Origin of the sequence: Reinekea marina (genome assembly GCF_030409715.1) — a bacterium.
Taxonomy (GTDB): domain Bacteria; phylum Pseudomonadota; class Gammaproteobacteria; order Pseudomonadales; family Natronospirillaceae; genus Reinekea; species Reinekea marina.
The window spans coordinates 1,190,010-1,208,010 of the sequence record NZ_JAUFQI010000001.1 but is presented as its reverse complement, the minus strand read 5'-3'; the positions used below and the strand labels follow the sequence as shown (position 1 = coordinate 1,208,010).

Below are 18,001 nucleotides of genomic sequence, written 5' to 3'. Positions count from 1 at the left end.
GCTGCGAGTTTAGGAATGGGAAACTAAAAAACGTACCCTTTTTTAATTTTCTTGTACAATAGGTAAAAATTTTAATGAGCTGCAGTTTATGCCTTGGTTACAAATCAAAATTCCTACTCTTCCGAAATATACCGAAGTGCTTGAAGACGCCATGTTGCTGGCCGGTTGTAAGGCGGTAACACTTATAGATACTGAAGACCAGCCTGTTTTCGAACCGATACGAGGAACGACGCCCTTGTGGGAACACACCACATTGCAAGGGCTTTTTGATGAAGATACCGATGCAGAACAGCTAGTCGACACTTTAAATCAGCTGATCGCTGCTGAAAAAATGCACGTTGGCACGGTTTCAGCTGAAATCCTAGAAGATAAAGATTGGGAACGCGAATGGATGGATAACTTTCAACCCATCGCTTGTGGAGACCGGTTATGGATTGTTCCGTCGTGGCGAGAGGCACCCGATCAAAACGCCGTAAACTTAAAGCTTGATCCCGGTTTAGCTTTTGGTACAGGCACCCACCCGACCACATTCTTATGCTTAAAGTGGCTGAATGATCACGTCAAAGGCGGTGAAAAAGTATTAGACTACGGTTGCGGCTCCGGAATTTTAGGTCTGTCAGCCCTGCTATTGGGCGCAGAACAAATGGATGGCATCGACATTGATCCACAGGCGATAACGGCCACTGAGAATAATGCCAACACCAATAACTTAAGCCCATCCTTGTTCCGCGTTACCACAGACGTTGAAACCTTAGCTGAATCATATGATGTTGTTGTGGCTAATATATTAGCCGGTCCGCTTTGCGACATGGCCGAGGCTATTTGTCAGCGCCTTAACGCCGATGCACCTTTGGTTTTGTCAGGTATTTTATCGCATCAAGCCAGTTCAGTAGTAGATGCCTATGAACGCTGGATCAGCTTTGACCCTGTTGAAGAATTAGATGGCTGGGTACGCCTGAGTGGGCGAAAACGCCAGCCTAAAGGTTTTAAGTAAACTCACAATGGGTTAATCTTAGAGCTTTCTTAAAGTTCATGCGCTAAGCTTCGGATTTTAATAGGATAATGTTCGTCACGGACGCGAAGGATACGAGTTAAAATGGCAGAATCATTCATCACACAATGCCCACATTGTGGCACCTCTTTTCGAGTGAGGACTGAGCAATTAGCGGTAGCTAATGGGTCTGTGCGGTGTGGTGCCTGCTTACAAGTATTCAGTGCTCGCAACCATTTGGTCACAACCTCTATTCCGGCGCAAACTCCTGGTAAAGCTGCGCCTGTTGCAAAACGGGCACAGCCAAAAACCCCTGCAAAATCTGCGACTAAGCCCGCTGCAAAACCAAAACCCGTCGCGAAACCGAAGCCTACGCCTCCACCACGACCTTCCCCTGCAGAAGAATCGAGTCAATTTTTAGCGGATGACGATGATGATGCCGAGTTTTTATTTGGCGCAGAAGAGGAAGAAGAGTTTTTATTCAGTGATGGTGAAGACGATGACGAGTTGTTCGATGAAGATGAACAAAACGACAGCTTAGGCGAATTGTCAGACAGTTTTCTAAATTTAAATGCTTCTAGCCAGCCAAATGCTCGTTCTGATCATTTTAAATCTGAGACTCAATCGTTAGAAACCGATTTGTTCAAAGACGATGAAGACGAGAATGATGAAAGCTGGGCCGAGTCTATGCTCGAAGAAATTGAGAAAGAAGACGTTTCTCTGAGCAAGCCTGCTGTCTTTGAATCAAGAAATGTTGGAACGCCACAAAACCATACAGATACCCATAATGCGGCGATGCGACGTTCGCCATTATTTGTCGATCTCGAAGAGAACCAAACGGCTGCACAACCTAAAAGCGCTTCTCAAGTAGTTAATCAAGCCAGCCAAGAGCTCGATTTGGATTTTCACTATGAGGAGCGGTTAAGCCGATTACGCCCTTTAGGGTGGTTGCTTGTCATATTGTTACTGGCGTTGTTAATGGCACAGCTAGCCTGGATGCAGCGGGATACCTACGCTCGCATGGATCAATGGCGTGGATTATATTCTGCAGCCTGTGACATCATAGGATGTCAGCTACCAGAACAGGTTGATGTGACTCAAATTCGCACGTCAGTCATTGTCAGAGACCATAAAAACACCGCCTTGAAAGACATAAAGATGGTCGACATAGTGCTAACCAACCGAGCACCGTTTAAACAACCCTTCCCAGAGCTCATTTTGCAATATTCCGACGTGAATGGAAAAATTGTGGCCGATCAAAACTTCCTACCTGCAGACTACTTAAAAGGTGAAATGACCGGCGTAGTCAACATGCCTCTCAATACTCGAGTGTATGTCTCTATTCCAATAAAAGCACCCGCACCTAATGCCATTAATTACCAATTGATACTAAACCCAATCAATCAATAATTTTTTTGGCAAAACGAAGCTAACTCTTTGAATTTTAAATATTTATTGTAAAACGCTGTTCACTCATGAAATCTTGAACTGTAGATAAATAATTTAAAAAAAAAGACGACTTTCTGGTCAACGAGCTTTCAATCGAGGCCAAGAATCGCTATTATTTCGCGCCCTTGAGTTGAGCAAATTTTAATCGATCATACGTGTTTAGCATTGGCCCATATCGAATCAGTCAGCCCACCGTATTAGCGCCTATGGCTGGCGTGACGGATCAGCCGTTTCGAAAGTTATGCAAAGCTCAAGGTGCTGGATTGGTGGTATCAGAAATGGTCACCAGCGACACTCGATTATGGACCACTAACAAGTCCCGTTGGCGCCTCAATCACAGTGGAGAGGCCGAACCGATCAGTATTCAGATTGCTGGCGGTGAAGCGAATATGTTAGCCCATGCGGCAGAGCAAAACGTTAAAATTGGTGCTCAAATCATCGACATCAATATGGGGTGCCCCGCAAAGAAAGTGTGCAACAGAGCCGCAGGCTCAGCGTTGATGAAAGACGAGGCGCTCGTTAGAGAAATTCTCAATGCCGTCGTCGCTGCGGTGAATGTTCCCGTGACGTTAAAGATTCGTACAGGCTGGTGTGGACAAAGTAAAAATGCCCTCACCATTGCAAAAATGGCCGAAGATATCGGCATAAAGATGCTGGCCATTCACGGCCGCACAAGAGATCAGGGTTACAAGGGCGATGCAGAGTATCAAACCATTGCCGATGTAAAATCAGCGTTATCAATTCCTGTTTTAGCGAATGGTGATATTGATTCACCGCAGAAAGCAAAACAAGTGATGGAGTACACCCAAGTCGATGGTGTCATGATTGGTCGGGCCGCCCAAGGTAACCCTTGGATATTCGATCAAATAAACCGTTACTTAGCGTCTGGTGAAATAAAGCCAGACCCAACACCAAATGAAGTTCATGCACTGCTCAGTGGTCACCTCAACGCATTGCATGAGTTTTACGGCGAGTACATGGGCGTACGTATTGCCCGAAAGCACCTTGGTTGGTACCTAAAAGCTCAACAAACCGACCGAAGTGTATTGAAACACCTAAATCAGCTAGAGTCGGCTTCAGAGCAACTGCTGGCTATAGACACAATTTTTGAACATCTAGAATCATCTAAGGATACTGCTGCATGACTATTGAAATTGTTGCGCCAACAACAGACACACATGAATCACTTCAGCTACACGCTGCCAGTGAAAACCCACAGACGTTGCGAGACAGCGTTGAAATCGCGATGCGCAATTATTTCGCACACTTAGACGGTCAAGACGTTTCTAACGTCCACCAAATGGTATTAACAGAAGTTGAAGCGCCTATGTTGGAAGCTGTAATGCGTTATTGCCGCGACAACCAAACTAAAGCCTCTCAAGTACTCGGTTTAAACCGAGGGACGCTTCGGAAAAAGCTGAAGCAATACGGCTTACTATAATATGCACAAAGGCGACTTCGGTCGCCTTTGTTGTTTCTGGCACCTTAGATAATTGACCGACTACTCAAATATTAATTCCTCGAGGATAAAATGACACAACCTGTGAATGTAGTGACCCCAAAACGAGCACTGATCAGTGTTTCGGATAAAGCTGGTATCGTTGATTTTGCAAAAGCCTTGCACGACCGTGGTGTAAGCCTTATTTCTACCGGTGGAACTTTTAAACTATTGCAACAGCACGATATTCCTGTCACCGAAGCTTCCGAAGTAACAGGCTTTCCCGAAATGATGGATGGTCGTGTTAAAACACTTCACCCATTGATTCACGGCGGAATTTTAGGTCGACGCGGCCAAGACGAGTCAGTCATGGCAGAACACAACATAAAGCCGATTGATATGGTGGTTGTAAATCTATACCCCTTTGCCGAAACCATTGCAAAAGATGATTGTATCTTGGCGGATGCAATTGAAAACATCGATATTGGTGGCCCCACAATGGTTCGTTCTGCAGCAAAGAACCACAAAGATGTCGCGATTGTTGTAAACAGCTCCTCCTATGAGGAAATTCTTAGCGAATGGGATACAAATGGCGGTTTGTCTCATGCGACTCGTTTTAATTTAGCGCGCTTAGCCTTTGAGCACACCGCTAAATACGATGGCATGATCGCAAATTACTTCGGCTCAGTGCCCGCAGACACGGCTCCTTCAAAACCGCCTGAAACACGCAGTTTTCCAGAAACCTTTAACAGCCAATTTCTTTTAAAAGACACAATGCGCTATGGTGAAAACCCACATCAAAAGGCCGCTTTTTACATAGAATCAGGCGAGCTTGAACCTGGTATTTCAACCATTACTACCTTGCAGGGCAAAGCGCTGAGCTTCAATAACATTGCCGATACGGACGCCGCTTTAGAGTGTGTGAAAAGTTTTGAGGAACCAGCCTGTGTTATCGTCAAACACGCTAATCCTTGTGGTGTAGCAACCGGTAAAAACTTAACCGATGCTTATCATAGGGCGTTATCCGTTGATACCACCTCGGCATTTGGAGGCATTATCGCGTTCAACCGCGAATTAGATGCCGAGGCTGCCGAAGCAATTATTGGGAAGCAGTTTGTCGAGGTTATTATCGCCCCTTCCGTCAGTAAAGCGGCCGCAGACGTAGTGGCCCAAAAACCCAATGTCCGTTTATTAGCCTGTGGACAATGGGGTCAACGCATTCCATCTTTAGACTTTAAACGTGTGAACGGCGGTCTTTTGGTTCAAGACAGAGATCTTGGCATGGTCAGCGAATCAGACTTAAAGGTTGTCACGAAAGCGCAACCATCTCCAGAACAAATTAAAGATTTAATGTTTGCATGGAAAGTCGCAAAATTTGTTAAATCGAACGCCATTGTTTATGCAAAAGATGGTCTTAGTACCGGTATCGGTGCGGGACAAATGAGCCGTGTATACAGCGCCATTATTGCCAACATCAAAGCAAAAGATGAAAATATAAACATTGCTGGGTCGGCCATGGCTTCTGAAGCATTTTTACCGTTCAGAGACAGCTTAGATCAAGCCGCAGAGATGGGTGTTTCAGCCGTTATTCAGCCCGGCGGTAGCATGAGAGATGAAGAAGTTATCGCTGCGGCAGATGAACACGGTATTGCCATGGTATTCACCGGCATGCGTCATTTCCGACATTAAAAAGGACTGAATAAATGAATGTTTTAATTTTAGGCAACGGCGGCCGTGAGCACGCTTTGGCATGGAAGTGTATTCAATCCCCAAACGTGAAGCAGGTGTTTGTCGCGCCAGGTAATACAGGGACAAGCAGCGAAGCCGGTGTTACTAATGTCGATATTGCCGCGACCGATTTCCCTGCGCTTATCGAATTTGCCAAAGCAAACACCGTGAACTTAACCATTGTAGGTCCTGAAGCGCCATTAGTTGAAGGGGTTGTCGATGCCTTTGAAGCGGCCGGCCTAGCTATATTTGGTCCATCCAAAGCCGCCTCTCAACTAGAGGGCTCTAAGGCATTTACAAAAGATTTCTTAGCACGCCACAATATACCCACTGCGTTTTATGGCGTTTTTACGGAGATTGAACCTGCGGTCGCGTATATTGAAGAAAAAGGCGCGCCCATCGTCGTTAAAGCCGATGGTTTAGCCGCAGGAAAAGGTGTCATCTTGGCGCAAACCAACCAAGAAGCAATTGAAGCTGTGAACGACATGCTTGCCGGCAATAAATTTGGTGATGCAGGGGCACGTGTCGTTATTGAACAATTTTTAACAGGCGAAGAAGCCAGTTTTATTGTGATGGTCGATGGCGAAGATGTACTGACACTGGCGACCTCCCAAGATCACAAAGCACGTGACAACGGAGATCTAGGACCTAACACAGGAGGAATGGGAGCCTATTCTCCTGCACCTGTTGTTACGTCTGAGATCCATGATCGCATATTAAACGAAGTGATCTACCCCACCGTTAAAGGAATGAACGCAGAAGGGAACCGCTATCGTGGATTTTTGTATGCAGGCATTATGGTATCTGAAGAAGGTACGCCATACGTCTTAGAATACAATTGCCGGTTTGGAGACCCTGAAACGCAGCCAATAATGATGCGTTTGCAATCAGACCTTCCAGCGCTTTGCGAGGCCGCTGTAAACGGCAAGCTATCTTCAATGAATGCTCAATGGGATAAAAGAGCCGCCGTCGGTGTCGTTATGGCGGCCGGAGGCTACCCATTTGACTACGCTAAGGGTGATATCATTCAAGGTATTGATGTGGCACAAGCGCTGGGCGTTAAAGTATTTCAAGCGGGAACGGCTACCAATGAGCAAGGTGATACAATCACCAATGGCGGTCGAGTGCTGTGCGTTACAGCGCTGGGTGACACCGTAGCGGATGCGCAAGCAAAAGCTTACCAAGGCGTTAATACCATACAATGGGACAACGTTTATTTCCGCACCGATATCGGCCACAAAGCCATTAACCGTTAGATAGGCCGCTGCTCCATTCTTGCCAGCCTCTGAATTAACTGTGCATGAATGGAGTATTTTTGACGCATCAAATCGGGTTATACTGCTCGCTTCATTCCACTGGTTTAAATGTAATGATCCGCACAGTATTTTTGTTCGTTCTGAGCCTTATATTTCTCGCGTCGGCCGCCTCATCTGAGCCACTGCAAATAGCGCGCGCTAATATTGATACCAATATTTCAGGCTATGCCGATTATTTTAATGACCCCAATGAAGCTTTTTCATTTGTTCAATTGCAACAGCCCGCCTTCGAGAATAAATTTACGCCCATTCACAATGATTTTATTCGTCGCGGCCTTCTTCACGAACCAACGTGGATCCGTGTTAACTTGGCTAATAATACGGGCAGCATTCAAAAGCTTCATCTGATTTTAAACGGCCCTCATATAGACAGAGCCGATCTATACATGAGTGATCCGCTCGATACATTTAAACGAATCTCCACAGGCTCCAGTGTTGCTTATCAAGATCGGCCGTTCCCTTTAGGTCGATATATTTTGCCCATTGAACTTCGCCCTGGTTCGCACCAACTTTTAGTACTGATCAAAAGCTCTGAGCCCGCAAATCTACAACTAATGCTAAGAAGCGAAAGCAATTCGTTGAGTCAGCTTTCGAAAGAGTTTTTATTTCATATCTCAACACTATCGTTTCTATTCATCATGTGCATTGTCGCCCTATTTAACTTGGCCAAATTTCACAGTTTGTTAACCTTTTGGACCATGTCGATGTGTGTCGGTTTTATTCTGAACATTGCCGGATGGTCAGGAATAATGTCTGCCTGGTTTCCAACATTAACCTTTGTCGACATTCGATCAGAAAATATAGGGGCTTTCTTAATTGTTGGATCCTTTGCACGACTGCTAGCCGATACAAACAATGACCGTCACGTCAGCTGGATAAAAGATGCGCTCAAATGGTTGGCTTACTTGCTGGCTTTTGTCACTATTTTCGCCTTGTTTTCTTACAGTGCATTGTCATTCCAAATGATCATTGTGCCCATAGCTATTTGCATCATCGGCACCTATTGGATTATCAATAAACCTAGCAGCCTAACAGAGCGACTGCTATTATTCACATTTATCAGTTTGATTGCGTTTTTTACAACAACCTCTCTCATTTCATTTGGTATTTTTCTATTAAGCGACACCAGCTTCTTTGTTCTACGAATCTCATCAGCGTCTGCAGTTGCCTTAACGCTATGGGCAACCTGGGTTATTTCGCACCATCGACTGGATCGCGTGGCCGTTGAAGGCATGGTGATTCCTAATATGCACTGGCCATTATTAAGAAAAATAAATCATGACATTCGCGGCCCCATTAATGGCGTATTAGGCATGACAGAGTTACTGCAAGATACAACGCTTTCAGCCCACCAGCAGGAATTTGTTAACACTGTGCAGGCGGCAGGCCATTCGCTATTACGAGAAGCCGACCAAATTCAGAATTTAATTCGTATTGGTTTAAATCGGATCCCTGATAACGAAGGTGAATTTGATTTATACGATTTAATTGAAGATACCTTGCAGCCGTTCTCTCGCGTTGCTCACAATAAAGGCATCGAACTGGTACTCGATATTCAGCCCGACATCCCATCTTATTACCGGGGTAACGCACATATCATTGGTCAGGTTTTGTCTAACGTAATTGAGAATGCTATTCAGTATACTGAGCAAGGTGAAGTTTTGATCCAAGTGAAACCATGGCAGCAAAACCGCATTCGATTTAGCATTACAGACACTGGTCCTGGAATATCAAAAGAAGCTCGCACTCAGTTATTTTCTTTTCCTGATCAAGACAACGCAAACCACTCCTCCGATGTTCACATTGGTCTACCAATCAGTAAATATCTAATGGGTATTTTGGGCGGCCAGCTTACCTTGAGCAGTGAACTACGAATGGGCACCACCGTTTGGTTGGATATTCCATTGGTAGATGTTCCAACGCCACGCTCTACGATGCAAACCCCCAACTTACCGCTAAAAAAATTCCGCTTAATGGTCGTCGACGACAACCTAACTTGTCGTAAGGTGATTGAACATTTAGCGCAAAGTTGGCGCATGCATGTATTAAGTATGAGTAATGGTCAATCGGCTTTGGCGAACCTTCACAATGAATTCCATAAAGGTGAACCCGTCGACGTGTTGATCGTAGATCACAACATGCCCTCTATGTCGGGCGTAGAACTCGTGCAACGTATTCGCCAAGACGCGAGTTTAAATCGAAATATTGTTGTAATAATGATGACCGGTGCCGACGAAGTGTCTAGCCAGGTCAATGAAAATGAACTAGGCATAAAATATGTTTTGTCAAAGCCGGTTTCAGCTCGTGCATTACGAGACACATTGAACCAGGCTCATGCCGATATCATCAAAAATCAAGAGGAAAGACATGTTAAGAAACCGCACTTTTTCTGATCGCATTACGGAGCATTTAGATAACGCTCTAAAAACGCTCACCCCTGGTGCGGTGAAAGCAAAGGCACCAAGACCTGGGCAAAAAGAAACCAGTGATCTCTCGGATGACATGAGCCGTCATGTTGCGGGCTTAATGCGAATAAACCACACGGGAGAGGTCTGTGCTCAAGCGCTGTATCAAGGCCAATCACTAACGGCTAAACTGCCTGATATTCGTGAAAAAATGGAACAGGCTGCCGAAGAAGAGCTCGATCACCTTGCTTGGTGTGAAGCGCGCTTAAATGAACTGAACGCTCACACCAGTTACTTAAACCCCGTATTTTATGGGTTGTCTTATGGAATTGGGGCTGCGGCTGGGCTAGCGGGAGACAAATGGTCGCTGGGCTTTGTCGCTGCAACTGAAGAACAAGTGAGCAAACATTTGGCCGACCACTTACATGAAATACAAGAGCAAGACCCGCGCTCAACATTGATCATTGAACAAATGCTCGAAGATGAAACCCGTCATGCAAACTCAGCGCTAGAAGCTGGCGGAGTAAACTTCCCGAAAACAGTAAAGCTGTTTATGACGGGCGTGTCTCAGGTGATGACTAAAACCACTTACCGAATTTAGCGCGTATCTGGTGTTACCCGTAAAATTTCTTCTGCTGTCGTTAAACCGGCAGCAATTTTACGCGCTCCAGAAAGTCTCAAACTCAACATACCTTCTTTAATGGCATGCTTTCTGAGTGTTTGAGGATCACAGCCGTCGTAAATTAAATCAGCTAAGGCTTCACTCATTTCAAAGCTTTCATAAACACCCGATCGCCCTAAAAAACCAGTATTGCGACATTCTAAGCAACCGACAGGTTTAAAAACCTTTGCCGGTTTCTTTGCACTCCAGGGTTTGACCAATTGCTGCCAAGTTTTATCTTCAAGGGTATCTTCAGCCTTACAATGTGGGCACAGTGTGCGCACCAAGCGTTGAGCCATGACCCCTAATAAAGTCGATTTAATCAGATAACCAGGAACACCTAAATCAAGTAGCCGTGTCACGGCTGAAGGTGCGTCATTAGTATGAACCGTCGATAATACTAAATGGCCCGTCAGTGCGGCCTGTATCGCCATTTGCGCGGTTTCTAAATCGCGTATTTCACCAATCATAATAATGTCGGGGTCTTGTCGCATTAGCGCCTTTATGCCCGATGAAAAACTTAAATCAATATTGCCCTGAATTTGCATTTGATTAAACGCAGGTTCTACCATTTCAATTGGGTCTTCGATGGTGCAGACATTCACTTCTGTCGTGGCTAAGTTTTTTAGAGTGGAATAAAGCGTAGTTGTTTTACCTGAGCCGGTTGGGCCAGTGACTAAAATGATGCCATTTGGCTGCGACGTCATGTTTTGCCAATGCTGTAAATCTTCATCGAGTAAACCTAGCTGATCAAAAGTTTTTAATAAAACTTCTGGATCAAAAATTCTCATTACCAACTTTTCACCAAAAGCGGTTGGTAAGGTAGATAATCGTAATTCGATCTCTTGACCATCAGGTGTTTTAGTTTTTACGCGTCCATCTAATGGCTTTCGCTTTTCAGCAATATTCATACGACCCAGTATTTTTAAACGACTCACGACCGCTTGACCCACCTGAATGGGTAGCTGGTAAACCGTGTGCAAAATACCATCGATGCGAAAACGTATGTGTGAATAATCTCGACGAGGCTCTATATGTATATCTGAAGCGCGCTGATCAAATGCATATTGGAATAACCAATCAACAATATTAATAATATGCTCATCGTTGGCATCGGGCGACTTTAAGTTGCCCAGCTCAACCAATTGCTCAAAATTACCAATGCCTTGAGATCGGTTTTTACCTTTGGCACCACTGACCGAGCGATTAAGCGCATAGAACTCTAGACCGTAACGTTCAATGTCTTTCGGTACGGCTAAGACTTTTTCAATTTTACGACGCGTAACTTGCTCAATGGTATCTTCCCAGCCGGTGATCATTGGCTCGCAAGTTGCGATCTGTACGGTTGTATCGGTTTGTTTCAATGGCAGCAAGTGGTAGCGCTTTGCATATTCGAAACTCATGATAGAGGCAATAGACTCAACATCGACCTTGAGCGGATCAATATGTACGTAAGGCATTGAAAGGGAATCACCCAACCACTCATAGATGGCCGCTGCAGTCAGAGACTTTCCAGGGCTATTGGCATCGTCTAGCTGCATGTTTTCGAGAATATTGACACTGTAAGGGTCGGATTGGCGCGACTTAGTTCGCGCTTGCTCATGCGTTTTTTCAGTGATTCTACCCGCCTCTAATAGCTGGTCGAGTAACTCATCTACACGTAAGCTTCCAGACAATAACTTCAAGCATGAACCTCTAACTGATCTGCATTTTTAAATAAACGGCCCGCTAATTGTTTTATATCCCGCAATAAAACAGGCTTGCTGCGCGCCCAGCTGTGCACGCTGGCTTGTTCTTCTAGTGGCAAGCCATTAATCCAGTCTTTTAATCTCGCCATCACTTCCATGGCCGACAATCGCGACAAGTTATCTTCTAAGGCCTCTAAAGGTGCTCGTAACTCGCCAAGTTCCTTTCCATAAAAGTGGTCAAAGTAACGGCAAAGCATTAACAAGCGGTGTACAGCAGGAGTCTGCGCCAACGCATTACTGACACTGCCTGCAAAGCCTTCCAACTGCACAGCATTCATTGCAGCCGATAAGTAGCGGTCTAACCCATCGACAATCGCCAACTCGGCTTTATCGCGCTGCTGCGGGGTTTGATCCTCTCGCCAGCGTCGGCGATGCAACCACGCCGTTAAACAAAGCATGCGATGCCCAAGTAAGGGGTTTTCTTGCAATTGAGTTAGCCCGGCCAATGCACGTTGAGCTTTACTCTGCTGAAGGCTTACGGCTAAATTCGCAGGGTCTTCTAATGCATGTTGAGACAACTCAAAACAGGCTGGCCACCAAGATAAAATAGGCTTTAGCGCTTGCTCGAGCCAATTAATTTGGGCTTTTACGTAAAATCGCTGTGATTCAGGAATCAGATCTTGGAACCAGTCGATTTGAGCGTCTAAATTGCCTAAGGTTAATAGAACTTGATTCAACAGCTTCCATTCACCTGTACTCCAATAGCCCTGCCAAAAACGCTGAATTTTTTCTAATTCATAACCAAATAGTGCACAAAAGGCACTTTCCATACTTTGCTGAGGTACGATATTAGGCAGATCAACCGATACGCCCGTGTTTTGCTGAAATAATCGATAACCTCGCTCAGCTTTTGAGATATCTGAAGGCATCACAGCAACCGACTCGCTGATGCTTAGGGACAGCTTAAGTAAATCATCAATGTTTCCACTTTTTAGCTCTAACTCAAGCTCACTGATTGGGTCGGTTTCTTCGCCGACCGCGATAACGCCTTGATCGAGCACAATTTCAACGGTAGATTCACCAAAATTTACCAACCAACGAGTGCGGTTAAAGTCGGTTTTGAACAATGCGACTAAATCGGTTTGAGATATGCCTTGTGGTAATGCATCACTCGGAAACTGAGACAGCTCTAATTCAGCGTTAGAAACCGGAAATTCCCATTCTTCACGTAAATGCAATCCGCCGACATTTTGGCCGCGTGATTTTAAGGTTTGAACATAGCCATTTGGCAACTTTCGCAGGCGAAGCGCCGAACCTTGGGCTGTTAAGGTAAGCGCCGGTGTATCGTAATAGGTGTTTTCTAGGGTAGATACATCGCACTCTACCCCATTTAAAATTGGAATCGCTTTGAATTTATCGACCGCCTCGGACGTGATCGATAGTTTTAACTCAATCTCTTGTGTCATGCGTACAGCTCTTATAGTGACGTTTCTTATTATTGTCTTGGCGGTAAGCTATGATGTCGAACTACCGCCGGACTATAGGTGTGTCTCGTTATGCAACAGTTTACGCGGAAATTCCATTTAAAAAAGCCATAGAACGCACAGAAATGCGTAATTCTTCTCAGATTACGCTAAATTCAGTTGTTATGGCAATTCAACAATTGTATGGCTGTGCGTTATTTCAACACCACCGCGCTCAAGCATTAAAGAAGCGCTGCAATACTTCTCTGCAGAAAGCTTCACGGCACGTTCAACCTGGGATTCTTTAAGATTACGACCAGACACCGTGAAATGGATGTGAATCTTAGTAAAAACAGACGGAACCGTATCAGCACGTTCAGCTTCAAGCTCAGTTTTACAGTCGACTATATCTTGACGGCTCTTCTTCAAAATATTCACCACATCATAAGAAGTACAGCCACCGAGACCGCACAGAATCATCTCCATCGGGCTAGGCCCTTTGGCATCATCGCTGTCTTTCGCGGCCCCATCTAAAAAGCCTTCAAAGCCACTATTGGTGGTATAAGCGTAGGCTTTATTACCCGCCCATTTTAATTCTGCTTTCATCGTATCTCCTTAAAAGCGAAAAGCTAAGTTCAAGACTACCGGTCACTCAGGTTGCCAGCAATGTCTTTCATTTTATCTGTATTTACATAGGCAATTATGTTAAATCTAACTACACTGATATTTACAACCGAAATTAACTGGAAGCTAACTATCTTCTCGTAAAAACGGGAAGTGCGTCAAACAACGAGAGATTGGGCATAGTCACACTGTTCATTATGCCTCATAATGATTTAAAATCACCGTTTTAGCACAAATCAGTCTTAAACACATGAGTTTGACAGCTTGCTAATAAAAGAATTGGAATTCATTACGAATGGTCACTAATACTCTTGAACATAAACATTTAGATTATTTCTTATCGCAATGTCATCGTCGCCGTTACCCATCTAAGACGACATTGATCTACGCAGGCGATAAAAGTGACTCTCTGTATTACATCATAAAAGGCACCGTCTCTGTCATCATTGAAGAAGACGATGGTCGCGAGATGATCATGGCTTACTTAAACGCCGGTGATTTTTTTGGTGAAATGGGCTTATTCGACTCAATGAACTCTCGCTCGGCATGGGTAAAAACCAAAACCGAATGCGAAGTAGCCGAAATTTCTTACTCAAAATTCCGCGAAATTACTCACAACGACGGCCGCATGCTGTATTTCATCGGCGAGCAAATGGCTACCCGGTTACGTAACACTACCCGTAAAGTCGGCGATTTAGCCTTCCTAGACGTCACAGGGCGCGTTGCTCGAACCCTACTCGATCTATGCAAACAACCCGATGCCATGACCCACCCAGACGGCATGCAGATTAAAATCACCCGCCAAGAAATTGGCCGCATTGTAGGTTGTTCACGCGAAATGGTTGGCCGAGTCCTCAAAGGCTTAGAAGAACAAGGCTTAGTCTCCGTTAAAGGCAAAACCATGGTTGTTTATGGATCCCGCGAGTTTTTTACTGAAGGGGGTTAGTTTTTCAAGCTGCAAGCTGCAAGCTGCAAGCTGCAAGCTGCAAGCTGCAAGCTGCAAGACAAAATTAGATCGCCGTCACTTTTGAAATTCAATAGTGATTGGCGATTTTTTTTGGTTATTTAGATTGGTTTTTGGCTGCGGGCTGCGAGAATAGGCTGCCAGCTCGAACAAAACATTTAGGCACTTCGAGCATTCCTACTTGGGGTGGCTTGATGATTCGCTTTGGGGGTGTGTTTCACTGGAGCGGGCGTCGTAAGCCTAGATGGCGAAGTTTAGTGGTACATGGATGCGCGCGCAGCGACTTGCGGAAGTGGGCCCCGCCTCCAAAGCGAGATATAGCCACTATGTTTGGTATTGGGTATAAATTAGGGTTTAAATTGCCTTCCTATTGATTCAAGTCAAGCCTAGGAAACGAACCTTCGTTACAGTGCTTTGCATTAATGTAAACGCCTGAATGGAGATGTAAATGAACCGAGAAAATGAATGGTATGTGCCTTGGGATGAAGAGTTAATTCGTAAATACGATATCAATGCCCCTCGCTATACGTCTTACCCAACAGCGGTTCAATTTACCTCATTGCAACCCATTCAAGTGACCGATCACCTAAGTCAACAGATTAACAATCATTCGCCACTCTCACTTTATATACACATACCTTTTTGTGAGCATATTTGCTTTTACTGCGCTTGCAACAAAATTGCCACCAAAGATCGAGATAGACCCGATAAATATTTAGATATGCTCGAACAAGAAATGGCCTTACAAGCACATAATTTTGGGCATCGCCCCATCACTCAGCTGCACTTGGGTGGCGGAACGCCAACATTTTTAAGTACCGAGCAAATGACTCGAATGCTCGATCTACTTACCGTTTACTTTGAATGGAATCCCGAGGTTTACCCGGGTGAATTCTCAATAGAACTTGACCCTCGAGAAACCAGCAACGAAATGCTAACGCTATTGCGGATGCGCGGTTTCAACCGTGTCAGTTTTGGTGTGCAAGACTTTAATCATGAAACCCAAGTGGCGATTAATCGAGTTCAATCGTTTGAGCTGGTGAAAGAGAAAGTAGATAAAGCGAGAGCGCTGGGTTATGCATCGGTTAACTTTGACCTCATTTGCGGGCTACCAAAGCAAACAACCGCTAGTTTTACAGAGTCGTGGAAAAAAACACTCCAACTGAGCCCCGATCGCATCAGCCTTTATAACTATGCGCATCTGCCCGAGCGCTTTAAACCACAAAGAAGAATAGACTCTAAAACGGTGCCAATCGCCGATGAAAAATTAACAATATTGCGAGACAGCATCGAACTATTGCAAAATGAGGGTTATATTTACATTGGCATGGATCACTTTGCAAAACCAACCGACGAGCTCAGCAAAGCACTAAAAGAAGGCACATTACAACGCAATTTCCAAGGTTATTCTACCCAAGGCCAAACCGACATGCTTGCATTGGGCGTATCAGGCATTAGCCAAATAAACGGTGCATTTTTACAAAACCACCATGAAGTAGAGCCTTACGAAGCACTAATAGAGCAAAAGCAGTTAACGATAAAGCGCGGATTGTTTTTAAATAAGGACGACAAAATACGCCAGTGGAGCATTTCACAACTCGCTTGCCAAGGCACGCTTTCATTATCGGAAGCATCGGAAAAATTCAACATCAATGCCGTGGAGTATTTTGATTCTGAATGGCAACGTATGAAAGAGCTCGCTGAAGATGGTCTGGTAGAGATCAAGAGCGATGTAGTTAAAGTAAAACCACTCGGACGCTTACTTTTGCGCCCTATTTTACTCGCATTTGATGTGTACTTTAATGCACAAAATGCACAGCGGTTTTCAAAAGTATTGTAATAAACATTGCACCTAAGATAATTTTTTAAATTGATCCGAAAATTGTTTAGGTGCAGGATTCTTCTAAATAAATTACTCGCAATTTTTTTCGGCTTTTTATACAGTCTCAATGAATTCAGCCTTCCTATGAATCAGAAAAGAGACCTTGATGGATTTTGTCACCAATTTTCGACACAGCGCACCCTACATACACGCCTATCGCGGAAAAACGACGGTTTTATGGTTACGGAGCAAGGTACTGGATCACGAGCGGTTAATGTCTATTGTAGGAGACATGGCGTTACTCAGTAGCCTTGGGTTGCGCCTTGTGGTTTTATTCGATGCTCACGATAGCCATAACAACCCTATTTCGAGCGCACAAATCACCGCTGAACAGCTGTTAAATATCACGGCAGAAATTGGACAACGCCGCTACGCGATGGAAGCCATGTTTAGCCAAGGCATTACCAATTCGCCTATGCATGGGGCAAACGTCAACGTAGTCAGTGGCAATTTCATTTCAGCTCGCCCTGCAGGGGTCGTAGATGGTGTTGATCTAATGGCGCAAGGCCGAGTGAGACGCGTTAATCATTTAGCCATAAGAGAGCAGCTCGATAATCAAAATTTAGTGTTAATTCCGCCACTGGGTTACAGCATAACGGGTGATATTCTTTATTTGTCGCCTGACAATTTAGTTGTCGAGGTCGCGAAACATCTCAACGCCGATAAAGTTGTTATCGTCGGGGATAACCCGCACCCGAGCACGGATGGTCAAAAAGAGATGAGCCTAGATGCTTTAAAAGGGGCCATCAGTCAATTAAATGAAAGCAGCTCAGGCCTACTGGAGTTGAAAGTAGCTCATAACGCCAGCATGGCGGGTATTCCTCGTTGCCATATTATTGATGGCCATGAAGACGGTGCATTGTTAAGCGAGCTATTTACTCGAGACGGTGTAGGCACCCTAGTTGCACGTGATTCGTACGATACATTTAGAAAAGCACGTGCCAATGATATTTCCGGTATCGCGGCACTGCTTAAGCCCTTAGAAGATCAACAAATTTTAGTTAAACGCGACCAAGAAACGCTCGAGAATGATATAGGTCACTACCTAGTCAATGAACGAGACGGAATGATTATTGGTTGTGCGGCCGTCTTTCCATTAAATGAGCACATCGCCGAAATTGCTAGCCTTGCCGTGCACCCCGATTACCAAAAAGGGGGTCGTGGCAATGCATTATTAAATGCCGCTGAGCGCGAAGCACGCCAGCTGCAATTAAAAGAAATTTTTGTTCTCACCACACAAACCGAACATTGGTTTATTGAGCGAGGTTTTAGAGCTGCGACGGTTCAAGACTTGCCTGAAAACAAACAGCGTTTATACAACATCGAACGCAATTCAAAGGTCTATATAAAATCGCTCGTTAGTTGACTTTAAAGCCCTGCAGCCGCATCATG

Annotated in this window: 17 protein-coding genes; 14 read left to right on the top strand and 3 right to left on the bottom strand. The window is 44.8% G+C overall.

Features of this window, described 5'->3' with window-relative positions; translation table 11 throughout:
* The first annotated feature begins 88 nt into the window (after nt 1-88).
* From prmA to coq7, 9 genes are all read left to right on the top strand, one after another.
* Entirely contained in the window at nt 89-994 is a 906-nt protein-coding gene (gene prmA, locus QWZ13_RS06240; RefSeq protein ID WP_290281003.1) for a 50S ribosomal protein L11 methyltransferase, read from the top strand.
* 102 nt (nt 995-1,096) lie between these two features.
* The gene (locus tag QWZ13_RS06235; RefSeq protein ID WP_290281002.1) at nt 1,097-2,401 is read left to right on the top strand and encodes a DUF3426 domain-containing protein; all 1,305 of its coding nucleotides are present in this window, start codon (nt 1,097-1,099) and stop codon (nt 2,399-2,401) included.
* 194 nt (nt 2,402-2,595) lie between these two features.
* Nucleotides 2,596-3,585, top strand: coding sequence for a tRNA dihydrouridine synthase DusB (dusB, locus tag QWZ13_RS06230; protein WP_290281001.1), 990 nt, complete (start codon nt 2,596-2,598; stop codon nt 3,583-3,585).
* Nucleotides 3,582-3,881 carry a DNA-binding transcriptional regulator Fis gene (gene fis, locus QWZ13_RS06225; protein WP_290281000.1) on the top strand — a complete coding sequence of 100 codons (300 nt, stop codon included), beginning with the start codon at nt 3,582-3,584 and terminating at the stop codon, nt 3,879-3,881. Before dusB ends, fis begins: the two co-directional genes overlap by 4 nt.
* Before the next feature lie 90 nt (nt 3,882-3,971).
* Nucleotides 3,972-5,567 carry a bifunctional phosphoribosylaminoimidazolecarboxamide formyltransferase/IMP cyclohydrolase gene (gene purH / locus QWZ13_RS06220; protein ID WP_290280999.1) on the top strand — a complete coding sequence of 532 codons (1,596 nt, stop codon included), beginning with the start codon at nt 3,972-3,974 and terminating at the stop codon, nt 5,565-5,567.
* 14 nt (nt 5,568-5,581) lie between these two features.
* Nucleotides 5,582-6,862 carry a phosphoribosylamine--glycine ligase gene (gene purD / locus QWZ13_RS06215; RefSeq protein WP_290280998.1) on the top strand — a complete coding sequence of 427 codons (1,281 nt, stop codon included), beginning with the start codon at nt 5,582-5,584 and terminating at the stop codon, nt 6,860-6,862.
* Between the two features lie 19 nt (nt 6,863-6,881).
* The gene (locus tag QWZ13_RS06210) at nt 6,882-7,040 is read left to right on the top strand and encodes a hypothetical protein (RefSeq protein WP_290280997.1); all 159 of its coding nucleotides are present in this window, start codon (nt 6,882-6,884) and stop codon (nt 7,038-7,040) included.
* On the top strand, nt 6,976-9,315 hold the full coding sequence (locus QWZ13_RS06205; RefSeq protein WP_290280996.1) for a hybrid sensor histidine kinase/response regulator: 2,340 nt from the start codon (nt 6,976-6,978) through the stop codon (nt 9,313-9,315). Before QWZ13_RS06210 ends, QWZ13_RS06205 begins: the two co-directional genes overlap by 65 nt.
* Nucleotides 9,290-9,928, top strand: a complete 639-nt coding sequence (coq7, locus tag QWZ13_RS06200; RefSeq protein ID WP_290280995.1) for a 2-polyprenyl-3-methyl-6-methoxy-1,4-benzoquinone monooxygenase — start codon at nt 9,290-9,292, stop codon at nt 9,926-9,928. Before QWZ13_RS06205 ends, coq7 begins: the two co-directional genes overlap by 26 nt.
* On the opposite strand, the gene tfpB is transcribed toward coq7, so the two are convergent.
* The 3 genes from tfpB to QWZ13_RS06185 form a co-directional block, all read right to left on the bottom strand.
* Nucleotides 9,925-11,673 carry a type IV pilus assembly ATPase TfpB gene (gene tfpB / locus QWZ13_RS06195; RefSeq protein ID WP_290280994.1) on the bottom strand — a complete coding sequence of 583 codons (1,749 nt, stop codon included), beginning with the start codon at nt 11,671-11,673 and terminating at the stop codon, nt 9,925-9,927. The genes coq7 and tfpB overlap by 4 nt on opposite strands.
* On the bottom strand, nt 11,670-13,142 hold the full coding sequence (locus tag QWZ13_RS06190) for a CYTH domain-containing protein (protein ID WP_290280993.1): 1,473 nt from the start codon (nt 13,140-13,142) through the stop codon (nt 11,670-11,672). The genes tfpB and QWZ13_RS06190 overlap by 4 nt, the downstream gene beginning before the upstream one ends.
* Before the next feature lie 180 nt (nt 13,143-13,322).
* Entirely contained in the window at nt 13,323-13,745 is a 423-nt protein-coding gene (locus QWZ13_RS06185; protein WP_290280992.1) for an OsmC family protein, read from the bottom strand.
* 313 nt (nt 13,746-14,058) lie between these two features.
* Here QWZ13_RS06185 and crp point away from each other — a divergent pair, with 313 nt between their 5' ends.
* The 5 genes from crp to argA all read left to right on the top strand — a co-directional run bounded on the left by crp (nt 14,059) and on the right by argA (nt 17,975).
* Nucleotides 14,059-14,709 carry a cAMP-activated global transcriptional regulator CRP gene (gene crp / locus QWZ13_RS06180; RefSeq protein WP_216001297.1) on the top strand — a complete coding sequence of 217 codons (651 nt, stop codon included), beginning with the start codon at nt 14,059-14,061 and terminating at the stop codon, nt 14,707-14,709.
* Nucleotides 14,710-14,807: 98 nt separating this feature from the next.
* Nucleotides 14,808-15,101, top strand: a complete 294-nt coding sequence (locus QWZ13_RS06175; RefSeq protein ID WP_290280991.1) for a hypothetical protein — start codon at nt 14,808-14,810, stop codon at nt 15,099-15,101.
* Between the two features lie 74 nt (nt 15,102-15,175).
* Complete coding sequence (gene hemN, locus QWZ13_RS06170) at nt 15,176-16,567, top strand: oxygen-independent coproporphyrinogen III oxidase (protein ID WP_290280990.1); 1,392 nt, start codon at nt 15,176-15,178, stop codon at nt 16,565-16,567.
* 30 nt (nt 16,568-16,597) lie between these two features.
* The gene (locus QWZ13_RS06165) at nt 16,598-16,858 is read left to right on the top strand and encodes a hypothetical protein (protein WP_290280989.1); all 261 of its coding nucleotides are present in this window, start codon (nt 16,598-16,600) and stop codon (nt 16,856-16,858) included.
* The gene (argA, locus tag QWZ13_RS06160; protein WP_290283290.1) at nt 16,755-17,975 is read left to right on the top strand and encodes an amino-acid N-acetyltransferase; all 1,221 of its coding nucleotides are present in this window, start codon (nt 16,755-16,757) and stop codon (nt 17,973-17,975) included. Before QWZ13_RS06165 ends, argA begins: the two co-directional genes overlap by 104 nt.
* Nucleotides 17,976-18,001: the final 26 nt, after the last annotated feature.

Excerpts from the sequence above, each read along its gene's own strand:
- QWZ13_RS06185 (WP_290280992.1), bottom strand. The coding sequence starts at position 13,745 with ATGAAAGCAGAATTAAAATGGGCGGGTAATAAAGCCTACGCTTATACC.
- QWZ13_RS06190 (WP_290280993.1), bottom strand. The coding sequence starts at position 13,142 with ATGACACAAGAGATTGAGTTAAAACTATCGATCACGTCCGAGGCGGTC.
- hemN (WP_290280990.1), top strand. The coding sequence starts at position 15,176 with ATGAACCGAGAAAATGAATGGTATGTGCCTTGGGATGAAGAGTTAATT.
- prmA (WP_290281003.1), top strand. The coding sequence starts at position 89 with ATGCCTTGGTTACAAATCAAAATTCCTACTCTTCCGAAATATACCGAA.
- purH (WP_290280999.1), top strand. The coding sequence starts at position 3,972 with ATGACACAACCTGTGAATGTAGTGACCCCAAAACGAGCACTGATCAGT.
- QWZ13_RS06205 (WP_290280996.1), top strand. The coding sequence starts at position 6,976 with ATGATCCGCACAGTATTTTTGTTCGTTCTGAGCCTTATATTTCTCGCG.
- QWZ13_RS06235 (WP_290281002.1), top strand. The coding sequence starts at position 1,097 with ATGGCAGAATCATTCATCACACAATGCCCACATTGTGGCACCTCTTTT.
- fis (WP_290281000.1), top strand. The coding sequence starts at position 3,582 with ATGACTATTGAAATTGTTGCGCCAACAACAGACACACATGAATCACTT.
- crp (WP_216001297.1), top strand. The coding sequence starts at position 14,059 with ATGGTCACTAATACTCTTGAACATAAACATTTAGATTATTTCTTATCG.
- coq7 (WP_290280995.1), top strand. The coding sequence starts at position 9,290 with ATGTTAAGAAACCGCACTTTTTCTGATCGCATTACGGAGCATTTAGAT.
- purD (WP_290280998.1), top strand. The coding sequence starts at position 5,582 with ATGAATGTTTTAATTTTAGGCAACGGCGGCCGTGAGCACGCTTTGGCA.